General features: G+C 61.4%; 20 protein-coding genes and 3 pseudogenes. 11 read left to right on the top strand and 12 right to left on the bottom strand.

Features of this window, described 5'->3' with window-relative positions; all coding sequences use genetic code 11:
* Window positions 1–101: 101 nt before the first annotated feature.
* A complete protein-coding gene (locus P7F28_RS13385) occupies window positions 102–815 on the top strand; it encodes a 1-acyl-sn-glycerol-3-phosphate acyltransferase (RefSeq protein ID WP_277184988.1) in 714 nt (237 codons plus the stop codon).
* A 21-nt stretch (window positions 816–836) separates the two neighbouring features.
* Here the strand turns inward: P7F28_RS13385 and P7F28_RS13380 are convergent.
* Window positions 837–1088, bottom strand: a pseudogene (locus P7F28_RS13380) (SDR family oxidoreductase); the annotation flags it as partial.
* Window positions 1089–1090: 2 nt separating this feature from the next.
* On the opposite strand from P7F28_RS13380, the pseudogene P7F28_RS13375 reads away from it, so the two are divergent.
* Window positions 1091–1333 (top strand): annotated as a pseudogene (locus tag P7F28_RS13375) (LysR substrate-binding domain-containing protein); the annotation flags it as partial.
* Here P7F28_RS13375 and P7F28_RS13370 read toward each other — a convergent pair.
* Both P7F28_RS13370 and pcaQ read right to left on the bottom strand, forming a co-directional pair.
* The gene (locus P7F28_RS13370; RefSeq protein WP_277184987.1) at window positions 1327–1695 is read right to left on the bottom strand and encodes a response regulator; all 369 of its coding nucleotides are present in this window, start codon (window positions 1693–1695) and stop codon (window positions 1327–1329) included. The pseudogene P7F28_RS13375 and the gene P7F28_RS13370 overlap by 7 nt on opposite strands.
* A 214-nt stretch (window positions 1696–1909) precedes the next feature.
* Window positions 1910–2848 carry a pca operon transcription factor PcaQ gene (pcaQ, locus tag P7F28_RS13365; RefSeq protein WP_277184985.1) on the bottom strand — a complete coding sequence of 313 codons (939 nt, stop codon included), beginning with the start codon at window positions 2846–2848 and terminating at the stop codon, window positions 1910–1912.
* A gap of 117 nt (window positions 2849–2965) precedes the next feature.
* Between pcaQ and pcaH the strand changes: the two genes are divergently transcribed.
* The 3 genes from pcaH (at window position 2966) to P7F28_RS13350 (ending at window position 4641) form a co-directional block, all read left to right on the top strand.
* Entirely contained in the window at window positions 2966–3667 is a 702-nt protein-coding gene (pcaH, locus tag P7F28_RS13360; RefSeq protein ID WP_277184984.1) for a protocatechuate 3,4-dioxygenase subunit beta, read from the top strand.
* 5 nt (window positions 3668–3672) lie between these two features.
* On the top strand, window positions 3673–4263 hold the full coding sequence (gene pcaG / locus P7F28_RS13355; protein ID WP_277184982.1) for a protocatechuate 3,4-dioxygenase subunit alpha: 591 nt from the start codon (window positions 3673–3675) through the stop codon (window positions 4261–4263).
* Window positions 4264–4332: 69 nt separating this feature from the next.
* The gene (locus tag P7F28_RS13350; protein ID WP_277184980.1) at window positions 4333–4641 is read left to right on the top strand and encodes a DUF2288 domain-containing protein; all 309 of its coding nucleotides are present in this window, start codon (window positions 4333–4335) and stop codon (window positions 4639–4641) included.
* 7 nt (window positions 4642–4648) lie between these two features.
* On the opposite strand, the gene P7F28_RS13345 is transcribed toward P7F28_RS13350, so the two are convergent.
* A complete protein-coding gene (locus P7F28_RS13345) occupies window positions 4649–5740 on the bottom strand; it encodes an AI-2E family transporter (protein ID WP_277184979.1) in 1092 nt (363 codons plus the stop codon).
* Between the two features lie 180 nt (window positions 5741–5920).
* On the opposite strand from P7F28_RS13345, the gene P7F28_RS13340 reads away from it, so the two are divergent.
* A complete protein-coding gene (locus P7F28_RS13340; RefSeq protein ID WP_306805884.1) occupies window positions 5921–6460 on the top strand; it encodes an OmpA family protein in 540 nt (179 codons plus the stop codon).
* On the opposite strand, the gene P7F28_RS13335 is transcribed toward P7F28_RS13340, so the two are convergent.
* The 3 genes from P7F28_RS13335 to P7F28_RS13325 are packed head-to-tail and all read right to left on the bottom strand — an operon-like array spanning window position 6457 to window position 11249.
* Window positions 6457–8445, bottom strand: a complete 1989-nt coding sequence (locus P7F28_RS13335) for an acetyl/propionyl/methylcrotonyl-CoA carboxylase subunit alpha (RefSeq protein WP_277184978.1) — start codon at window positions 8443–8445, stop codon at window positions 6457–6459. The genes P7F28_RS13340 and P7F28_RS13335 overlap by 4 nt on opposite strands.
* 4 nt (window positions 8446–8449) lie before the next feature.
* The gene (locus tag P7F28_RS13330; protein WP_277184976.1) at window positions 8450–10057 is read right to left on the bottom strand and encodes a carboxyl transferase domain-containing protein; all 1608 of its coding nucleotides are present in this window, start codon (window positions 10055–10057) and stop codon (window positions 8450–8452) included.
* A 10-nt stretch (window positions 10058–10067) separates the two neighbouring features.
* A complete protein-coding gene (locus P7F28_RS13325) occupies window positions 10068–11249 on the bottom strand; it encodes an isovaleryl-CoA dehydrogenase (RefSeq protein WP_277184974.1) in 1182 nt (393 codons plus the stop codon).
* Between the two features lie 155 nt (window positions 11250–11404).
* Here P7F28_RS13325 and P7F28_RS13320 point away from each other — a divergent pair, with 155 nt between their 5' ends.
* Window positions 11405–12124, top strand: coding sequence for a TetR/AcrR family transcriptional regulator (locus P7F28_RS13320; RefSeq protein WP_277184973.1), 720 nt, complete (start codon window positions 11405–11407; stop codon window positions 12122–12124).
* Here the strand turns inward: P7F28_RS13320 and P7F28_RS13315 are convergent.
* From P7F28_RS13315 to P7F28_RS13305, 3 genes are all read right to left on the bottom strand, one after another.
* Entirely contained in the window at window positions 12114–13007 is an 894-nt protein-coding gene (locus P7F28_RS13315; protein ID WP_277184972.1) for a ferritin-like domain-containing protein, read from the bottom strand. The genes P7F28_RS13320 and P7F28_RS13315 overlap by 11 nt on opposite strands.
* A gap of 96 nt (window positions 13008–13103) precedes the next feature.
* Window positions 13104–14501, bottom strand: a complete 1398-nt coding sequence (locus P7F28_RS13310) for an MFS transporter (RefSeq protein ID WP_277184970.1) — start codon at window positions 14499–14501, stop codon at window positions 13104–13106.
* 79 nt (window positions 14502–14580) lie between these two features.
* Window positions 14581–15255: a TetR/AcrR family transcriptional regulator gene (locus P7F28_RS13305; RefSeq protein ID WP_277184969.1), complete on the bottom strand. Its 675-nt coding sequence runs from the start codon at window positions 15253–15255 to the stop codon at window positions 14581–14583.
* A gap of 130 nt (window positions 15256–15385) precedes the next feature.
* On the opposite strand from P7F28_RS13305, the gene P7F28_RS13300 reads away from it, so the two are divergent.
* The 3 genes from P7F28_RS13300 to P7F28_RS13290 all read left to right on the top strand — a co-directional run bounded on the left by P7F28_RS13300 (window position 15386) and on the right by P7F28_RS13290 (window position 19211).
* Complete coding sequence (locus P7F28_RS13300) at window positions 15386–16888, top strand: MDR family MFS transporter (protein WP_277184968.1); 1503 nt, start codon at window positions 15386–15388, stop codon at window positions 16886–16888.
* A gap of 218 nt (window positions 16889–17106) precedes the next feature.
* Window positions 17107–17901: an ABC transporter substrate-binding protein gene (locus tag P7F28_RS13295; protein ID WP_277184966.1), complete on the top strand. Its 795-nt coding sequence runs from the start codon at window positions 17107–17109 to the stop codon at window positions 17899–17901.
* A 194-nt stretch (window positions 17902–18095) separates the two neighbouring features.
* A complete protein-coding gene (locus P7F28_RS13290; protein WP_277184964.1) occupies window positions 18096–19211 on the top strand; it encodes a succinylglutamate desuccinylase/aspartoacylase family protein in 1116 nt (371 codons plus the stop codon).
* Here P7F28_RS13290 and P7F28_RS13285 read toward each other — a convergent pair.
* Complete coding sequence (locus tag P7F28_RS13285; RefSeq protein ID WP_277184962.1) at window positions 19126–19587, bottom strand: nuclear transport factor 2 family protein; 462 nt, start codon at window positions 19585–19587, stop codon at window positions 19126–19128. The two genes, P7F28_RS13290 and P7F28_RS13285, sit on opposite strands and share 86 nt — an antisense overlap.
* Window positions 19588–19829: 242 nt before the next feature.
* On the opposite strand from P7F28_RS13285, the gene P7F28_RS13280 reads away from it, so the two are divergent.
* The gene (locus P7F28_RS13280; protein WP_277184961.1) at window positions 19830–20996 is read left to right on the top strand and encodes a porin; all 1167 of its coding nucleotides are present in this window, start codon (window positions 19830–19832) and stop codon (window positions 20994–20996) included.
* A 71-nt stretch (window positions 20997–21067) separates the two neighbouring features.
* On the opposite strand, the pseudogene P7F28_RS13275 reads toward P7F28_RS13280, so the two are convergent.
* A pseudogene (locus P7F28_RS13275) lies at window positions 21068–21461 on the bottom strand (bifunctional aspartate transaminase/aspartate 4-decarboxylase); the annotation flags it as partial.

Below are 21461 nucleotides of genomic sequence, written 5' to 3'. Positions count from 1 at the left end.
CATCGCTCAGAGGCCCGCGCATGAAGCCTTACGAAAGCGTGACCAAGCCTGCATAGGCTATGCTTGCGGATTACTTTTTACCGTCACATTCGCCGATTTCCATGCGCCGCACCCTCGTCAAATGGCTATTCGCCACCTACCTGCTCGGCAGCGGCACGCTCTGGTCAATCCTGATTCTTCCGCTATTCCCATTCGTCGGACGCAATGGCCGATACACCCTCGCCCGGCTCTGGTGCCGCGCGATGGTCTTCATGATGCGCGTCATCACCGGCGTGACGTGTTCGATCGAAGGTCTGGAGCATTTGCCGGACGGACCGTGCATTGTGTTGTCGCGACACGAATCGACGTGGGAAACGCTGTCGTTTATGGCGCTGTTTCCGCGCCGGATCAGCTTCGTCTTCAAGCACGAGCTGATGAAGATTCCGTTCTTCGGCTGGGTGTTGCGCGGACTGGATATGGTGAGTCTGGATCGCGGATCGATCCGGCAGGCGCATCAGGCGGTCACGCGCGAATGCGCCGCGCGTCTCAAGAAAGGCGATGTGGTGGTGATCTTCCCCGAAGGCACGCGCGTCGCCCACGATGCACCGCTCCGGCTCGCGTCGGGCGGCGTGCGGCTGGCGTGCGCCGCAAAGGTGCCGGTCGTGCCCGTCGTCCACGATGCCGGACGCGTCTGGCCCGCGAAAGGCTGGCCGGATCGCGGCGGCCATATCCGCGTGATCGTTACGCCGTGTCTGCCGCTCGACTGCGAGATTCCGCAGGAGTTGAATCGCATGGCGCAGGCGCAGATGGACGAGGCGCTGGCCGAGTTGCGCTGAGGCATCGGCCAGCGTGTTGCGTCAGGCGTGACGTCCGGCCATCACGCCGCCATCCACCGGCAGAACGGTTCCCGTAATCCACGACGCCCGTTCCGAGGCGAGGACCAAGATCGCCTCGGCGATATCGGCGGGTTGTCCATTGCGTCCAAGCGGATGGAACGCGTTGAAGGTCGGCAGCGCGGCTTTCACTTGCTCGTCGCTCATGAAGGTGCCGTAGACCGGCGTTTCCACTACGGCGGGCGCGACCGTATTGATGCGGATATTTTCCGACGCCCATGAAGATCAACAATTCCGCCGCCGTGCTTCAGGCGGCGATCGATGGCAACGGCATCGCGTTGGCGCGCAGCGTGATGGCATCCGCTGATATCGCCGCCGGTCGTCTCATCCGCCTGTTTCCCAATTATTCGATGCAGTCGGCGCTGGCTTACTACGTGGTGTATCGCGAGGAATCAGCGGCGCTGCCGCGCCTCGTCGCACTCAAAGACTGGCTGATGGCCGAAGCTCGACAAGCTCAATAAAGCGGCCGCTTCTTCGCCGCGCACAGCCGATTGACCGCTGAAATCAGCGTTTCCATATCAACCGGCTTACGCAGATACCCGTCGTAGCTAACGAACGCAGGCGGATTCGGATGCCCGGAAATCATCAGGAAAGGAATGTGCGAAAGCGCCGAGTCGTTCTTCATGGTCTGACAGAGCAGCGCGCCGCCAAGCCCCGGCATCATCCAGTCGGATACGACGATATCCACGCGCTGTTCGCCGAGAATCGACAGCGCGCCGTTGCCGTCGAAGGCGCACAGGACGGTGCAATCCTCGTCGCGCATGCAGAGGGTCCAGGCTTCGATGGTGTCGGGGTCGTCGTCGACGAGCAGTACTGTCTTCATCTTGCAAGCGGGCTCGGCTTTAGGCTTCCGTGGAACTTCAGTGGACCATCAGGCGACATTCGGAACCGTGAGCAATGTCGCATCAGACCTTCGCCGCGTGCGATCGTTGCATCTCGGTGGTGGTGTTGCCGCCTATCGTCATAGTATTTCTTTCGCGAAAATTGTGCGCAGTAAATACTCCCTCAGCAAGTTACGAGCCGTGATCACGCATCGGTCATTTGCTCGCGACGCGCGCTCGGCCCGCTTCGCGGAAGGCATCGACGAGCGTTTCTTCTACCGGCGTGCGCGCGGCGTCGTTGCGGCGCATCAAACCGATGGGTTCATCGGTGCCGGCGAAGGGCATCGGCAACGCAGTGAGCAAGTCCAGCGCGATGTCGTGTTCCACCGCGCCCGCAGGCACGAACCACACGGCATCGTTCTTCAGCGCCAGCGCGCGCCCGAGCGATACCGACAGCGTTTCGATCAATGCCGTCAGCGCATGCGCGCCGAACGCGGTCAGCACGCTTTCCGCCGATTGCCGGATCAGCGTGCCGAACGGCGGCACCACGACAGGAAAGCGCGCCAGCAACGCGGGCGTCAGCGGCGTCTCGAAGGTCAGCGGATGCTCGCGCCGCACGACAACCGCCAGCGGCTCGCGATAAATCTGCTCGAACGACAGCTCGTGCATCGCTTCCGGTTCCGACAAGCGCCCGACCACCAGATCGACATCGCCGCTCTTCAGCTTTTCAAGCAGCTGCGCATTCGAATCCGTCCACACGCTCAGCGATACCGCCGGCCATTGCTGCCTGAACGCGGCCAACGCAGGCGGCAGCAACACGGTCGCGACCGTCGGCAACACGCCGATCGACAGCGATCCCGGCACCTCGCCACGCTCGCGCAGCAACATATCGACGCCCTCGCGCAGCGACGCCACGCACGCGCTCGCATGCGGCGCGAACAATCGGCCTTCGCGCGTCGGCACCGCGCCGCGCCGTCCGCGTTCGAACAAACGCACGCCTAGAATGGATTCGAGCTCGCCGATTGTTTTGGAAACGGCGGGCTGCGTGATGGAAAGACTATCGGCGGCGCGCTGCACGCTGCCGAGTTGCGTAACCGCCAGAAAACACTGGAGATGTCGAAACTTGACGCGCGTATTGGTGAAGTCGGTATCCATGAGCGTTCGTTATGCAAAGTCGCACGAAACATCATTTTCCATAACTTCGGGCCTTATATAAAGTAGCCATCAGAAACATCCCAAATCAACCCCATAAAACATCAGGAGACAGTCGATATGACTTCGCCCATCCTCACGCCGCGTGATTGGGAATCGCATCCGCCGTATCTGTCGCCGGGCTACCGTTCGTCGGTGCTGCGCAGTCCTGGCCTGCCGCTGATCCCGCTGAAGGAAAACCTCAAGAATCGCCGCGTGCCGGTCTACGGCGCGGAGGATCTCGGCGTACTCGACAACGATCTGACGCGCAATGCCGCGAAGAACGGCGAGCCGCTGGGCGAGCGCATCATCGTGACGGGACGCGTGCTCGACGAAGGCGGCCGCCCGGTGCGCAACACGCTGGTCGAAGTGTGGCAGGCGAACGCCGCTGGCCGATACGTCCACAAGGCCGATCAGCACGACGCGCCGCTGGACCCGAACTTCCTCGGCGCGGGCCGCTGCCTGACCGACGACGAAGGCCGTTATCGCTTCATGACGATCAAGCCGGGCGCGTATCCGTGGGGCAATCACACCAACGCGTGGCGTCCGAATCACATCCACTTCTCGCTGTTCGGCGATTACTTCGGCTCGCGTCTGGTGACGCAGATGTACTTCCCCGGCGATCCGCTGCTCGACCTCGATCCGATCTATCAGGGCATTCCCGAACAGGCGCGCCAGCGTCTCGTCTCCAAGTTCTCGATCGATACGACGCAGGAAAACTACGCGCTCGGCTACGAATTCGATATCGTGCTGCGCGGTCCCGACCAGACGCCGACGGAGTGATCGACATGACTCAATACAAACAAACCCCGTCGCAAACGGTCGGACCGTACTTCGCCTACGGCCTCGTGCCGGAGCAATACAACTTCGATCTGAAGAGCCTGTTCACGGCATCGGCGGCGGATCGCGAAGTGCCGGGCGAGCATATCGCCATCGTTGGCAACGTGTACGACGCGGAAGGCAAGCCGATCGGCGACGCGCTGATCGAAGTCGCGCAGGCGGATTCGAATGGCCGCTACGTGCAGACGGCGCAAGAAGCGCGCGAGTCGGGCTTTCGCGGTTTTGCGCGCGTAGGCACGGGCACGGACCCGAAGCTGCGCTATATCGTCGATACGATCAAACCCGGCGCCACCGCCGACGACGCCGCGCCGCACATCGATGTGATTCTGCTGATGCGCGGCATGCTGCTGCACAGCTACACCCGCATCTATTTCGACGATGAAGCCGCCGCGAACGCGAAGGACGCCGTGCTGCAAAGCGTGCCGGCCGAGCGCCGCCATACGCTGATCGCGAAGCGCGAAACAGGATCGAACGGCACGATCTATCGATTCGACATGCATCTGCGCGGACCGAACGAGACGGTGTTCTTCGATCTCTGATTGCATGTAAAAAAGAAAGCGTCCGGCACTACGCTATAGTGTCGGACGCTTTTTGCCTTTTATCTCGCCATGACCGACGCCGCTTCGAATCCCAGCCCGCTTTACGCCAAATTGCTCGGCGAGACCGCCCAGATAGGCTGGTCGGAACTCGAACGATTTTTCGCTCAGGGCAAGCTGATTTGGGTCAAGGGCGATCTCGACCTCGTGAGCGTTGCCGAAGCCGTCGCCAATGACGACACGCAGCAAGTCTCGCAATGGCTGTCGGGCGGTCTGATCGAACGCATGCAGGCCGAAACCGCCACCGACCTCGCCGCGCGCGATCCCGAACTGTGGGCGGTCGTCACATCGCCGTGGGTCTGCGTGCAGGAACGCGGCTAACCCGCTTTCAGTTGCGGCTGGTCCGCACCCAGTCGGTCCACAGCACGACCAGCACCGTCATCAGCGCCGGGCCGATAAACAAGCCGATCAGCCCGAACGTCTCCGCGCCGCCGAGAATCCCGAACAGCACCAGCAGAAACGGCAGACGCGTCGAGCCGCCGATCAGCACCGGCCGCACGAAGTGCTCCGACACGAACACGACGATCAGGCCGAACACGGCCACGCACGCTGCCGCGATCATCGAGCCTTGCGCAGCCAGCCACAGCGCCGAGCCGAGAAAGACGATCGGCGCGCAGAACGGCAGCATCGCGGCAACGGCGGTGAGCATGCCGAGCAGCGTGGCGTGCGGCACGCCCGTCACCGCATACGCGATACCGAGCAACGCGCCCTCGCCCAATCCGACCACCACCAGCCCGACCACCGTGCTGCGCACCGAATCCGCCATGCGCCGCACCAGCGCCGCGCCGTCCGAGCCGAACGCACGCTGCGATCCCGCCAGCAATTGCGCGCCGAGCTTCGAACCGGCCTGAAACATAAAGAACAGCGTCATCAGCATAAAGCCGAAGATGATGAAGCCATGCACCACGCGGCCACCGAAATGCCGCGTCATGGCGACCACAGTCGCGCTGTGCAGATTCTTCACCGCTGGCGACGACTCCAGCGGCTTGGCCAGATTGTCCTGCCACCAATGCGCGATCTGCTGCGAGCCCATCGGCAACTGATCGATGAACGAGGGCACCGGCACGCCGTTTTCGAGCACGCCGTGGAACCAGCGAATCATGTCGTGCGCCTCGCTGATGGTCTGCGCCGCGCCCACCGCGAACGGCACCACGAACAACAAGGCCAACGCGGCGGTCAGCAGAAACGCGAGCAGCGTATTGCGCGTGTGAAAGAACGGACGCCGTTCGAGCCAGCGAAACGCCGGCCACAATGCAATCGCGATCACGACGGCCCACACCACGGCAGGAATGAACGTGCGCGCGGTATAGAGCGCGACCAGCATCAACACCGCATACAGCGATGCGGACGCCACGCGTTGCAGCCGGTGCTTGCGATCGTTCGGATCGGTGGATGTTTCGTTGCGCGAGTGAATCGGCATAGAGTGAGTATCGAAAGAAAAGGGAAAGCTGTACGTGTAAGCGCGTTGTATAGCCGCCTGCATTGTAAGCGTGCACGAATCATTCCAAGTCGTGTGCCGGCGGTCAGGCAATGTTCTTTACATCGCTTCGCTTCGCGCTCCCTATAATCGTGGCTCAGCACTTCAGCAGGGAAATGCAGCATGACGTCGAAAGCAATGGAGAAGGTAGTGGCGATGAGTGCCTCGATGACACTCGTCACACTGGTCACGGGATGTTCGTCGGGTTTGAATCGATCGAAGGAAGAGCAGTTGAACGCGCAGGCCGGCATCACCATGATTCAGGTGAGAGGCGGCGTGGAAATGCGCCTGCCCGACGCGCCTTTATTCGATACCGACGACGCCAACGTGCGCCGCGACAGCCTGCCCATGCTCGACCGCGCCGCCGACGTGCTCAAACGCAGCATGAAGCCGATTCTGATCGAAGGCCACACGGACAACGACGGCACGCTGTCGTACAACATGGAGTTGTCGCGTGCGCGGGCGGAGTCGGTGGCGAAGGCGCTGATTGCGCGCGGCGTGCCCGCTGAGCGCATCACGACGAAGGGCGTGGCTTACCTGCGGCCCATCGCGAATAACGATACGCCGCAGGGCCGTGCATCGAATCGGCGGGTGGAAATTCTGGTGCGTACCGAGAGCGAGGATACGCTGCTCGGTACACCCAAAAAGGCTAAAAAGAATTAAGCGGCTTCGAGTACCAGCAACTGCGCGCCATCGGCGACCTGATCGCCTACGCCGAACAGAATCTCCCCAATCTTTCCCGCCGATGGAGCCACGATCGTGTGCTCCATCTTCATCGCTTCCATCACCATCAGCGGCGCGCCTTTATCGACGGTTGCGCCTGCTTCCACCAGCACGGCGACGACCTTGCCGGGCATCGGTGCGGTAAGGCGGCCTTCGTGTTCGGTGTCGCCTGCGTGCGCCATCAGGTTCTGCCATTCGAACGCGAACGCCGCGCCTTCGTAGAAGACGTGGAAGGTGTCGCCATCCGTGAAGACGTGGCCTTTGATGAGCGCGTCGTCCAGTTGCACCGTGAACGATGTCTCGCCGCTATGCGACCACCCGAAGCGCGCGCTGTCGCCATTCAGTTGCAGACGTCTTTCGGAATCCTTGGTGAATACGGCTTTCAGCGTTTCGTCTGTATCGATTGCGCGCCAGTTCAGGTCCTGGCTATAGCCGCCCGCCATGCGCCAGTGCGAGAGCGCATCCCACGGTGAATGGCCGTGCGCCTCGCCGCCTTCGCGCGTGAGCAGCGCGGCACTCGCCAAAGCAAGCGCCTTTTTCCGCGATACCGATGACGGCGCGAACAGCGTATCGCGATGCCGTTCGATCAAGCCCGTATCCAGATCGCCCGTAGAAAACGGCTCGCTTTTCACGATGCGTTGCAGAAACTCCACATTAGTATGGAGTCCGACGATTTCGCATTCCGCCAGCGCACGCGCCATGCGTGCCAGCGCGTCCTGACGATCGCGGCCATGCACGATCAGCTTGGCGATCATCGGATCGTAAAACGGGGTGATGGCATCGCCCTGACGCACGCCGCTGTCCACGCGTACATCGCCGTCGATGGTGAATTCCACCGCGTGCGGCATGCGCAAATGCTTGAGCGTGCCCGTCGATGGCAAGAATCCGCGCGACGGATTTTCAGCGTAGATGCGCGCTTCGATCGCGTGGCCATCGACTTTCAATTGCGCTTGCGTCAAGGGCAGGGGTTCGCCCGCCGCTACGCGCAATTGCCACTCGACAAGATCGAGCCGCGTGATCATTTCGGTGACCGGATGCTCCACTTGCAGGCGCGTGTTCATCTCCATGAAGTAGAACTGGCCGTCCTGCGTCAGGATGAACTCGACCGTGCCCGCGCCGACGTAATTCACCGCGCGCGCAGCGGCGACTGCGGCTTCGCCCATCGCGCGACGGGTTTCATCGTGCAAACCGGGCGCGGGCGCTTCTTCCAGCACCTTTTGATGGCGACGCTGCACGGAACAATCGCGATCGAAAAGATAGACGGCGTTACCGTGCTGATCCGCGAAAACCTGCACTTCCACGTGACGCGGCCGCAGCAAATACTTTTCGATCAACACGCGATCATTACCGAAGCTCGACGCCGCCTCGCGCTTGCACGATGCCAGCGCCGCCGCAAAATCCTCGCTCTTTTCGACCACGCGCATGCCCTTGCCGCCGCCGCCCGCGCTCGCCTTCAGCAGCACCGGATAACCGATCTGATCCGCCTCGCGCTGCAACAACTCGGCGTCCTGATCGTCACCGTGATAACCCGGCACCAGCGGCACGGACGCCGACTGCATCAACGCTTTCGCTGCGGCTTTGGAACCCATCGCGCGAATCGCTTCGACGGGCGGTCCGATAAACACGAGCCCCGCTTTTTCGCACGCGTCCGCGAATGCTTCGTTTTCCGAAAGAAATCCGTAGCCCGGATGAATGGCCTGCGCGCCGGTCTTTTTCGCCGCTTCCACGATGCGCTCGTAGCGCAAATAACTTTCCGATGCAGCGGAACCGCCCACGTGCACCGCTTCATCACACACATCGACGTGCTTGGCTTTGGCATCCGCATCCGAATACACCGCCACGCTGCCGATATTCAGACGCTTCGCCGTCGCCGCCACACGGCACGCGATTTCCCCGCGATTCGCTATGAGTATTTTGCTGAACATCGCATCACATCCTGAACACGCCGAAGCGCGTTTCTTTAATTGGCGCATTCATCGTCGCGGCTAAGCCGAGGCCCAGTACGTCGCGCGTTTGCGCGGGATCGATCACTCCGTCGTCCCACAGGCGCGCGCTCGCATAGTACGGATGGCCCTGCACTTCGTATTGATCGCGGATCGGCGCTTTGAAGGCTTCTTCCTCTTCCTTCGACCACGCGCCGCCCTTCTTTTCGATGCCATCGCGACGCACGGTTGCCAGCACGGACGCAGCCTGTTCACCGCCCATCACGGAGATGCGCGCGTTGGGCCACATCCACAGGAAACGCGGCGAATACGCGCGTCCGCACATGCCGTAATTGCCCGCACCGAACGACCCGCCGATGATGACCGTGAATTTCGGCACCTTGGCCGTCGCGACCGCCGTCACCATCTTCGCGCCGTTACGCGCGATGCCTTCGTTCTCGTACTTGCGACCGACCATAAAGCCCGTGATGTTCTGCAGGAAAACTAACGGAATTTTACGCTGACAGCACAGTTCGATGAAATGCGCGCCCTTCAACGCCGACTCGCTGAACAAGATGCCGTTGTTCGCGATGATGCCGACCGGATGTCCCCAGATATGCGCAAAGCCGCACACGAGCGTGGTGCCGTAGCGCGCCTTGAATTCATCGAACGCGGAATCATCGACAATGCGTGCGATCACTTCGCGTACATCGAAGGGCTTGCGTGTATCGACGGGAATCACGCCGTAGACGCTTTGCGCCTCATAACGCGGCGGCAACGGTTCTTTCAACGCCAGCGGCGGCGTCTTCACGCGATTCAGATTGCCGACGATACTGCGCGCAATCCCCAGCGCATGCGCATCGTTCTGTGCGAGATGATCGACTACGCCGGACAGACGTGTATGCACATCGCCACCGCCGAGATCTTCGGCGCTGACTTCTTCGCCGGTCGCGGCTTTTACCAGCGGCGGACCGCCCAGAAAAATCGTGCCCTGATTCTTCACGATGATCGATTCATCGCTCATGGCAGGCACATACGCGCCGCCCGCCGTGCACGAACCCATCACCACGGCAATCTGCGAAATGCCCTGCGCCGACATGTTCGCCTGGTTGTAGAAGATGCGGCCGAAGTGCTCGCGATCGGGAAACACATCGTCCTGATTCGGCAGATTCGCGCCGCCGGAATCGACCAGATACACGCACGGCAAGCGGTTTTCTTCGGCGATTTCCTGTGCGCGCAAGTGCTTCTTTACGGTCACCGGATAGTACGTGCCGCCCTTGACGGTGGCATCGTTGCAGACGATCACGCACTCTTGCCCCGCGATGCGCCCGATGCCCGTGATGATGCCCGCGCCCGGCGCATCGTCGTTATACATGCCGTAGGCGGCGAGTTGCGAGAGCTCGAGGAACGGCGTGCCCGGATCGAGCAATTGGGCGATGCGGTCGCGCGGCAGCAGTTTGTTGCGCGACACATGACGATCGCGCGCCGCCTGCCCGCCGCCTTCCGCGATCTTCGCGACCTTCTCTTTGAGATCGGCGACGAGCGCTTCGAGCGCCTGCGCATTGGTGCGGAATTCCTCGCCGCGCGGATTCAGTTTCGATTCGATGATCGGCATAAACGCGTCCTCAGGCCGTTTCGGCGAACAGTTCGCGGCCGATCAGCATGCGGCGGATTTCGCTGGTGCCCGCGCCGATTTCGTAGAGCTTGGCATCGCGCCACAAGCGGCCGACCGGATACTCGTTGATATAGCCGTTGCCGCCGAGAATCTGAATCGCTTCGCCCGCCATCCACGTGGCTTTTTCGGCGGTGTAGAGAATCACGCCCGCGCAGTCCTTGCGCACTTGCCGCACGTGACCGGAACCGAGCGTATCGAGCTGACGGCCGACGGCGAAGAGATACGCGCGACACGCTTGCAGCGTCGTATAAAGATCCGCGACCTTGCCCTGGATCAACTGAAACTCGCCGATGGACTGCCCAAACTGCTTGCGATCGTGGATATATGGCACGACCGCGTCCATGCACGCGAGCATGATGCCGGTCGGCCCGCCCGCGAGCACAGCGCGTTCGTAATCGAGACCGCTCATCAGCACCTTCGTGCCGCCGTTCAACGCGCCGAGGATATTCTCCTTCGGCACTTCGACGTTCTCGAACACGAGTTCGCCGGTATGCGAGCCGCGCATGCCGAGCTTATCGAGCTTCTGCGCGACGCTGAATCCCTTCATCCCTTTTTCGACGATAAACGCGGTAATGCCCTTCGCGCCCGCTTCGATATCCGTCTTCGCATAGACCACGAGCGTGTCGCAATCCGGGCCGTTGGTGATCCACATTTTGGTGCCGTTGAGCACGTAGTGATCACCCTTTTCGACCGCGCGCAGTTTCATGCTGACGACGTCTGATCCCGCGTTCGGCTCGCTCATCGCCAGCGCGCCGACGTGTTCGCCGGACACGAGCTTCGGCAAATATTTGCGCTTCTGCGCCTCCGTGCCATTGCGATGAATCTGGTTCACGCACAGATTCGAATGCGCGCCATACGACAACCCGACCGACGCCGATGCACGCGAAATCTCTTCCATCGCGACCATATGCGCGGTGTAGCCGAGATTCGCGCCGCCATATTCTTCTGAGACGGTCATGCCGAGCACGCCGAGATCGCCGAGCTTCTTCCACAGGTCCATCGGAAACTGATCGGTGCGATCGATTTCACCGGCGCGCGGCGCGATTTCCTTTGACGCGAAGTTGACGAGCGTGTCGCGCAACATGTCGATATCTTCGCCCAGCGCGAAATTGAGGCCCGGTACGGTGCTCATGGACTGTCTCCTCCAGAGGCAATAATTTGAGTGTCGCTCACAATTCAGCTTGAAAGCGTGATTGCGGCCATTTCACGCTCAAATCGCCTAGCCGTCAATAGGTTTTTGAGCTACGCTCACATTTATTTGCCGCGCATTCGCCGCGTATTCGAGCCATGTCCACGCACACTTCCAGCCGCCGCACGCCTGCGGGCGTCAAATCACAGCAACGCGTGAAGGACATTCTGCAAGCCGGGCGCGACGTGTTCGCCGAAAAAGGCTACGACGCCGCGACCAGCGCGGAAATCGCCCAGCGCGCGGGCATTTCCGAAGCCACCGTGTTCAGCTATTTCAGCGGCAAGCGCGAGTTGTGCGCACGTGTGATCGCCGACTGGTACGACGAAATCATCGATGCGTTCGAGACCGGCCTGCCGCGTGAAGGCACGGTGCGGCAACAGTTTGCGTTTATTGTCAGAACGCATTTACGGCTGATGCTGGTGAATGGCACGGGACTGTGCGCGCTGGTGTTATCGGAAGGGCGATCGAAGCAGCACGATCTGTCGGAGACGCTGACGGAACTGCAACGCCGCTACACCGCCCCGCTGATGGACGTGCTCGCGCGCGGCCAGGCGCTCGGCCACGTCCGCAGCGACGTGCCGCTGCGTCTGCTGCGCTCGATGGTCTTCGGTCCGATGGAACACGTCCTCTGGGACGCGACGCTCGCGAAGCGTCGCCTGAGTCAGACTCAGATCGACACGACGGCGAATGAATTGGTGGAAGTCTTGTGGGCGGCCTTGCAGCCGCCGGATGTGAAGTTAGCCGCACTCGCGCAGTTTCGGCAGGACGTGGAGGAAGCGTCGCGCCGTTATGAAGCGCAGGGAAAACCTATTTCTTGATGAAACGCAGCGCCAGACGCGCAAGTTTCGGCACAGTAGTCGGACGGAGCAATCGCGCGTCGTAGCCGCCCATGCGACGATCGTTTTCGGTGAGACAGAGCGAAATCAGCGAATGCGCCGATACATCGGACAGCGAATCGCCGACGTTGGCGGGAAAATTGGCGTCCTGCGCCGCGCCGCCTTTATCGAAGCCGCGCGCCAGCGAAATACGATCGCGGATCAACGAAAACCATACGCTCGCCGTCTTCGCCATAAACCACGGCTTGCGATACCACGGCAAACTCCGCCGATACCACGCCACCCAATTGGCAAAAAACAGAATGTGGCGCGCTTCCTCCTGAATCACCGGCTCGAAGGTCTCGACCAGTTCTTCGGGGAAATAACCCGACTGCCGCGCCGCTTCGAATAGCCCGAACGCGAAGAAACTGTCGATGCACTCGCTATAGCCCGTCAGCATCCACGCGCGAAGCGGATCGTCCGGTGCGGGATACGGCGGCTCCGGCGCGAGTTCGATGCCATACGCCTCGACCAGTTTCGACAGCACCACTTTATGCCGCGCCTCTTCGCCGCCGTTCATGCGCAGCGCGTCGCGCAGTTGCGGATCGGTGATGGTTTCGGCGAAGGTCAGCACGCGGATCGACGCGCGCCCTTCCGTCTGCACCGCGATATCCCAGATCGGCAGCGAGGTCACGCGTTTGAGCGCTGCGGGTGCGAGCTTCGGCCAGTCAATCACGGCCGGTTTGTACGGGTTATGCGTCGTCAGCAGCATCTCGCAGAACATACGCTTGTGCAGCGCGGACCCGATCGGAATCTGACCTTCCGAGCGGTACGTCCAGTTGCGCATCGCATGATCTGCTTCGACAGGGGTGAGCGTGTCGGACATATTCGAATATTGGCCGCGTCTTGGAACGTTCTGCGGATTCTGGCATATGACACGCAAATTCGCTGACTGGCCGCAGCATGCGGCGTGGTCACTGCTTTATCGCGAAATCTGTTCCAGCGCGATATCCCGCGTCTTCGGTCCCATGATGCCGATGGCCGCCATCACGATCAGCATCGCCGCCGCGATAAACACGAACACGCCCGTCGTGCCGAATCCCTTCAGCACGCCCGCGATGATGAACGACGTGAAAATCGCGGAAAAGCGGCTCCACGAGTACACGAAACCGACTGCGCGGGCGCGAATGCCGGTCGGAAAAAGCTCGGCCTGATACGCATGAAAACTGTACGACATGATGTTCGATGAAAGCGTCAGCCCCGCGCCCATCAAGATGAGAAACGCCGCATCGCTCGATTGGCTGAACAACAGGCCGCACACGATATACAGCGCCGCCATCAGCACGATGGCGGTTTTGCGCTCGATCTTGTCGGCGATCGCAAGCCCGATGATCGGCCCGATCGGCGCGGCAATCGCGATGATGCTCGAATACATCAGACTCGATGTGACCGTGATGCCTTGCCGGATCAACAGCGTCGGCACCCAGTTCGCGAAGCCGTAGAAGCCGACCGTCTGGAACACGTTGAAGATGATCATCATCGTGGCGCGACGGCCGTACGGCGGCTTCCACATATCGGCGAAACGGCCTTTTGACTCGCTTTGCTTCGCGTTTTCGACAATCACGGGCGCAGGCAGCGGCTTGCCGTATTCGCGCTCCACTTTCGCTTCGAGCTCGCGCATGACGCGATCGGCGACATCGAGTTGGCCTTTCTGCGCGAGCCAGCGCGGGCTTTCCGGCAGCGAGCGACGCATCCACCAGACGAACAGCGCGCTGCTGGCGCCGATCAGCACGACCCAGCGCCAGCCATCGAAACCGAACGGCTTTTGCGGCACCAGCAAGTAAGCGAGAAACGCCACCACGGGCACCGACATGAATCCGATCGCCTGCTCGCAGGCAAACGCGCGCCCGCGAATATGCTTCGGCGCGAGTTCGGAGATATACGTGCCGATCGTCACCAATTCCACGCCGATCCCGACGCCCGCAACGAAGCGCCAGAAGTTGAGTCCGGCGGCGCTGTCCTGAAATGCCATGATGAGATTCGCCGCCGTGTACCAGAGCAGCGAATACGTGAAGATCGCGCGGCGACCGAATCGGTCGGCCAGAAAACCACACGCAATCGTGCCGATAAACAAGCCTGCGAACAGCGCCGCGATAAAACTGGCGACGCCGGTGAAACCGAAGAAGCTGGTGGTCGTCGGCGTCAGAATGCCGCTTTTGACGAGCCCCGGCGCGACGTAGCCGGAATACAGCAAATCGTAGAGTTCGAAGAAGAAGCCGAGACTGAGCAGCGCGATCAGCTTCCAGACCGAGCGTGTGGCGGGAAGGCGGTCGAGGCGGGCGGAAATGCTCGCGGCGGTGACCGGGTGGGGTGCTGCCATGGAGGCTCCTCGGTGGGCGTGGGCGTCGAGGGACGAATTTTAACCATGGGGTTGGATCTTCACCGGTTCGCCTGCGCTTTCACTGAAACGGCCGAATCCCATGCATCAACAGCGCCACCGCATGTTTCGCGATCTGCTCCGTCGTCACCGAGCGCTCGCGTTCATCGCGCCAGCGCGCCGTCGCCAGTGGCAACACGGTCAACCCGAATAGCGACATAAACACCAGCGACGGCCCCAGCTCCGGATTGAGCTTGCCGTCGCGCTGCCACGCCTGAATGCGTTTGAGCGCGTGATCCTTGCGTTCATCGCCGAAGCGCTCGGCCATACCGCGACGCAGCAGCCCGTCTTCGCTGATTACCTCGCGTATCCACAACGACGCGAACCACGGATGCCGCTCCACCGTCGCCGCGAGCTTTTCCACGAACGCGCGCAGCGTCGCGACCGGTTCGGCATCGGCATGCTGGAAGACGCTCGCCAATTCGGTGCGCAACGGCACGAATCGTTCGTCGATAAGCATGTCCAGCAACTGCTCGCGCGTCTTGAAGTAGTAGTGGACCATCGCCGGCGTCACGCCGGCCTCGCGCGCAATCGCGCCAAGCGTCGTCTCACCGATGCCCTGCCGCGCAAATAACGCCAGCGCCACGTCCAGCAAATGTGCGCGCGCCTCCGCGCCCTGCCCGCCGCTCGGGCGTCCGGGGCGGCGTCCCGGCTTTTTCGGCGACGCGCCAGCAGCGTCGAAAACTTCGTTGTTCATGGTTTCAATTGACGAGCCTATCCACGTCATATATATTACCTTTTATGTTAATTAATTTCAATCCGCAGGTTCGATGCGGTTTGCGCGGTCCCATTTTTCGAGGCGACGTCCAATCGTCTGCACACTCATCATGACATCTCTGCAACAAACCGCTTCACTCGATGCCGCCGCGAAGCCGCCCATCTGGCTGCTTTTCACCGCGCTGATGCTGGTCATGCTGCTCGGCGCGCTCGATCAGACCATCGTGTCCACGGCGCTGCCGACTATCGTTGGCGATCTCGGCGGGCTGGAAAATCTGTCGTGGGTCGTCACGTCGTATCTGCTGAGTTCGACCATCGTCGTGCCGCTCTACGGCAAGTTTGGCGATCAATTTGGCCGGAAAGTCGTCCTTCAGGCATCGATTCTGATCTTTCTGGCGGGTTCGGTGCTCTGCGGTCTTGCGCAGAACATGACGCAACTGGTCGCCCTGCGCGCGCTGCAAGGGCTGGGCGGCGGCGGACTCATGGTCATCACGATGGCCGCCATCGCCGATGTCATTCCGCCCGCCGAACGCGGTCGCTTCCAGGGCTTGTTCGGCGGCGTATATGGGCTGGCGACCGTCGTTGGTCCGCTGCTCGGCGGCTTCATGGTCGAGCATCTGTCGTGGCGCTGGATTTTCTATATCAACGTGCCGCTCGGCGTGGTCGCGCTGGCCGTGATCCAGCTCGTCTTCAGGCCGCACACCGCGCACGTGAATCATCGCGTGGACTATATGGGCGCGGGATTTCTGGCGGCAGCGCTCACCTCCATCATCCTGTTTACGAGCGAAGGCGGCACCACGCTGCCGTGGTCCTCGCCCATGCTGTGGGGCACGCTGCTGCTCGGTCTCGTGTGTCTCGGCGGTTTCATCTATGAAGAACGGCTTGCCGCGGAACCGATCATGCCGCTCTCGCTGTTCAAGGAGCGCACTTTCGTGCTCGCGGGGCTGATCGGCTTCGTCGTGGGTTGCGCGCTGTTCGGCGCGGTCACGTTCCTGCCGCTGTATCTGCAAGTCGTGAAAGGTTCGACGCCTTCGCAAGCCGGCCTGCAAATCACGCCGATGATGGCAGGCGTGCTGCTCTCGTCCATCATCAGCGGGCGGGTGATCAGCAAGATCGGCAAATATCGTTTCTTTCCGATTGCGGGCACGGCACTCGTCACCGTGGCGATGCTGCTGCTCTCCACGCTCTCGCTCGATACGCCGCTCGCGCTAATGAACGTCTACATGGCGTTGCTCGGCCTCGGTCTCGGCATGGTGATGCAGGTTTTGGTGCTGGCCGTGCAGAACGTGGTCGAATTCCGGCTGATCGGCGTGGCGACGTCCAGCGCGACGCTGTTCCGCTCGATCGGCGGTTCGATCGGCGTGGCCGCGTTCGGCGCGATCTTCTCGAACAGCCTGCGCAATCGCCTCGAAGCGATGATCCCGCCCGGCACCGAACTGCCGCAATCGCTCGGGCCGCAGGCGGTGGCGCATTTGCCGGCCGCGCTGCGCGACGATTACCTGCACGCGTTTGCATCGTCGATGCACACGGTTTATCTGGTCGCGGCGTGCGTGGCGTTGATCGCGTTCGTGCTGTCGTGGTTGCTGAAGGATCATCCGCTGCGTAAACACTAGGCAAACGGTGAGCAAGACAGCGCGCCAAAACGAGGAAAACTTCTAAAAAGCCCCTGCTATCGGGGCTTTTACTAGGTGCCGCGCATTTTTGGCTTGGTAACCTTCTGCCGATTCTGAACGGACACGATCCACGGAATGCCATCCGGCGCGCATCCACGCACCGGACGCCTGATTCGAGACCGATCGGGCTGAACTGACCACCTTCTGGAGTTAAAACAGTGAAGAAACTGCTCGCGGCACTCACGATGTCCCTCCTCGCCGCTACGTCGCTCACCGCCGTCACCGCCGCTCAGGCGAAGGACTATTCGACGATCCGCTTCGGTGTCGACGCCAGCTATCCTCCGTTCGAGTCGAAAGGATCGGACGGCAAGCTGGTCGGTTTCGATATCGATCTCGGCAATGAAATCTGCTCGCGCCTGAAAGCCAAGTGCGTGTGGGTCGAAAACGACTTCGACGGCATGATCCCCGCGCTCAAGGCCAAGAAGTTCGACGGCGTGCTCTCCTCGATGTCCATGACGCCGCAACGCGCCGAGCAGATCGCTTTCTCGAGCAAGCTGTTCAATACGCCGACGCGTCTGGTCGCGAAGAAAGGCAGCGGCATCATGCCGACGGCTGACAGCCTGAAAGGTAAGAACGTCGGCGTCGAACAAGGCACGATTCAGGAAACCTACGCCAAGACCTACTGGGCGAGCAAAGGCGTGACGGTCACGCCGTACCAGAACCAGGATCAGGTCTATGCCGATCTGATCTCGGGCCGTCTGGACGCGGCGCTGCAAGACGCGGTGCAGGCCGAAATCGGCTTCCTGAAGACGCCGCGCGGCGCGGGCTACGACTTCGCAGGCAAGGATATCGACGATCCGAAGACGCTCGGCAACGGCGCGGGCATCGGTCTGCGCAAGGAAGACACCGATCTGAAGACGAAGATCGACAAGGCGATTGCCGACATCATCAAGGACGGCACGTACAAGAAGATCGAGAAGAAGTACTTCGATTTCGACGTGTACGGCAGCTAAGTCTTACCGCTTCATTCGAAACGGGCTCCGCGCGGCAAGGCGCGGAGCCCGTTTTCTTTTGCGATACGCCCGGCCTGAATCTGGCGCCGCCGAAATTCGGCTAAGATCGAATGCTTATCACCGCGCCGCGAAAGGAGACGTTCGCGGCGTGATTCCCGCAGCAAGCCACGCGCACTCGCCTGCGCGCGAAAATCATGCAAACCAGAACGCATCAACTTATCTCGCCGTCGCTCGGCACGTCGCGCACTATCACCAGCTTTCATTACGGTCCCGGCGGCGGCCAGAAAATCTACATCCAATCCTCGCTACATGCCGATGAACTGCCCGGCATGCTGGTCGCGTGGCGGCTGCGTCGCCATCTCGCGGAACTCGAAGCGGCGGGGAAACTGCGCGGCGAAGTGGTCGTCGTGCCGGTGCCGAATCCGATCGGATTGAGCCAGCATCTGCACGGCACGCTGATGGGCCGTTTCGAAACCAACAGCGGCCACAACTTCAACCGCAATTTCCACGATCTCGCCGCGCTGATCGCGCCGCGCATCGAAGCGCGTTTGTCGAAGGATGCGGACGCCAACAAGCTCGCCGTGCGCGCCGCCATGAAAGAAGTGCTCGACGAGCAAAAACCGTCGACCGAACTCGAATCGCTGCGCCTCGCGCTGCAAAAGCTTTCTTTCGATGCCGACGTCGTGCTCGATCTGCATTGCGATCTGGACGCCGCGCTGCATCTGTACACGAATCCGGATATCTGGGAAGAAGTGGAGCCGCTGGCGCGTTACCTCGATGCCCAGGCATCGCTGCTCGCGCTGAACTCCGTCGGCAATCCGTTCGACGAGATTCACAGCTTCTGCTGGTCGGATTTGCGTCAGAAGCACGGCGAGCGCTATCCGATCCCGAACGGCGGCATCTCCGTGACGGTGGAATTGCGCAGCCAGCACGATGTGTCGTACGAACTGGCGGAGAAGGACGCGCAGGGCATCGTCAATTATCTGATCCGGCGCGGCGTGATCGATGCGCCCGTGCCCGACTTGCCACCGCTCGCGCATCCGGCCACGCCGCTCGCGGGCGCGGAGCCGATCGTCGCGCCCGTGTCCGGCGTGCTGGTGTTCCGCGCGCAGGTCGGCGCGTACATCGAAGCGGGTGAAGCCATCGCCGATGTCGTCGATCCGCTCACCGATACCGTGACCACGCTCAAGTGCACCACGTCCGGCGTGATGTACGCGCGCCACATCACCCGCTTCGCCACGGCGGGACTGGAGGTGGCGCGCATCGCGGGCGCGAAGGCGTTTCGCACGGGGTCGTTACTATCGGCGTAAAAAGGTCTAGAAAGACACTAGGCCGCATTGCGCGGCCACGACTTTCCACGCCCCGCCGACTTCGCCCCCACGTTCGCGTGTAGCGCAAGCTGCCCGCGAACGGCGCGCCCGCGAAAGTACCGGATATCGCTACGCGCGTCACCGTGACGGCGAACGCGCCGTACACGCGCACGCTCTGCTCCTCCACGTCCAGCCGATCGATCCGCTGCACGCCGTAGCGATGCCCGTTCAGATCATCGGCCTTGCTCCAGAGCTTGGCCGTCGCATCGACGAAAGAGAGATCGTCGGCGAGCAAGGTGTCTAGCGCTTCCACATTCGATGCCAGCATCGCGTCCTTCAAACGCGCTTCCAGATCGAGTATTCCCTGCTCGTCCATAACATCTCTCGCGGTGAAAGAAAACCCGAGGATACGTCACATGCACAAGCGCTGCCGTTGCGCTAGCCCTGTTGCACTCGCGACACAACGCAAGCACGTAGAAAGCTCTGTCACGGTTCTGTCTTAAGCAAAAGTTACATTCCGGCCCGTCGCTGCCACGCGCCAAAAGAGCGCGACGCATCGCAGACATACGCTGACGAAAACAACGACCACACACCGCGAACCAACTCACGGAGCTTGTTTTGAAGAAGAATCTTTTGGCGACCGCCGCGCTCGCCGCCTTTGCCGCCCTCGCCGCAACCTCCGCTCACGCACAAAGCAGCGTGACCCTGTACGGCATCATCGATGCCGGTATCAGCTACGCAAACAACAGCGCGTCCGCACCGGCCGGTACGGGCGGCGGCAATCGCCTGTTCAAGTACGACGACGGCGTTGCGCAAGGCAGCCGTTGGGGCCTGAAGGGCGCAGAAGACCTCGGTGGCGGTCTGAAGGCCATCTTCACGTTGGAAAACGGCTTCAACAGCGGCAACGGCACGCTGGGCCAGGGCGGCGCTGAATTCGGCCGTCAGGCATATGTCGGTATTTCGAAGAACGACGTCGGCTCGGTGACCTTCGGCCGTCAATACTCGTTCTCGACCGATTACCTCGGTGGCGCATACTCGATCGGCGGCCAGACCGTCGCGGGCAACTACGCTTACCACATCAACGATATCGACCAACTGACGTCGAGCCGTATCAACAACTCCGTGAAGTTCAGCAGCGCGAGCTTCTACGGCGTGACGTTCGGCGCGATGTACGGCTTCTCGAACCAGGCTGGCGCATTCGCCGGTTCGACGACGGCTGGCTCCTCGCGTGCCTACAGCTTCGGCCTGAACTACAAGGCGGGTCCGCTGGGCATCGGCGCAGCGTACACGGACATCCACTATCCGGGTTCGTCGACGCCGGCCTTCACGACCAATCTGGCCAACGACGTCATCACCAACGTGAAGGATCTGCGCACGTTCGGTATCGGCGCGAACTACACGTTCGGCGCAGCCACGGTCTTCGGTCTGTGGACGAACACGTTGATCTCCCCGATCACGCTGGGCAGCACCAAGCTGAACTCGTTCGATATCGGCGGCAAGTACGCGATCACGCCGGCTATCACGGCAGGCGCTGGCTACACGTACATGGGCTTCAACGGTTCGGGCAACGGTCACTGGCATCAGGTTGACCTGAGCGCCGACTACGCGCTGTCCAAGCGTACCGACGTGTATGTGCTCGGCGTGTACCAACGTGCTGCTGGCCACAACAGCGCGAACGGCGACCTGCAAGCGCAGATCGGTTCGGCAACGAGCTACTTCGGCGTGTCGGGTAACGGCGAAGACAACCAGCTCGCATTCCGCGTGGGCATCCGTCATAAGTTCTAAGCATCGCGCTTAAAGCTTGAGATTCGCTTGAAACGAAACGGGCCGCTTTTCGAAGCGGCCCGTTTTTACTTCTACTTCGATTTCTTTCCGGCCTCTTTGTTGTATCGCTCGACATAACGATCCATCAGCTTCCGGATCGATTTGCCGATCTGCATATAGTCGCTTTCGTTCAGATTGGCCAGCGACACACGTCCCGACGGATGCGGCGTGCCGAAGCCCTTCCCCGGCAACAGCACCACGCGCGCTTCCTTCGCCAGCTCGAATAACATTTCGGATGGCTGAGTATTTTTCAATACCCAATCGACGAACTCGCGCCCGTGCGCGCGCGTTCCCATATATTCGAGATCGAGGATGGTGTAGTAATCGACCTGATTCACGTCCTCCTTTTCTTCCATCGCGATGCCGATCTCGCGATACAGCGCCTGCTTGCGATTGCGGATCAGCCGCTTGAGCGCGTTCTTGTAC

It is taken from the genome of Caballeronia sp. BR00000012568055 (assembly GCF_029439455.1).
GTDB lineage: Bacteria > Pseudomonadota > Gammaproteobacteria > Burkholderiales > Burkholderiaceae > Caballeronia.
This window is presented reverse-complemented; position numbering and strand designations above follow the sequence as displayed.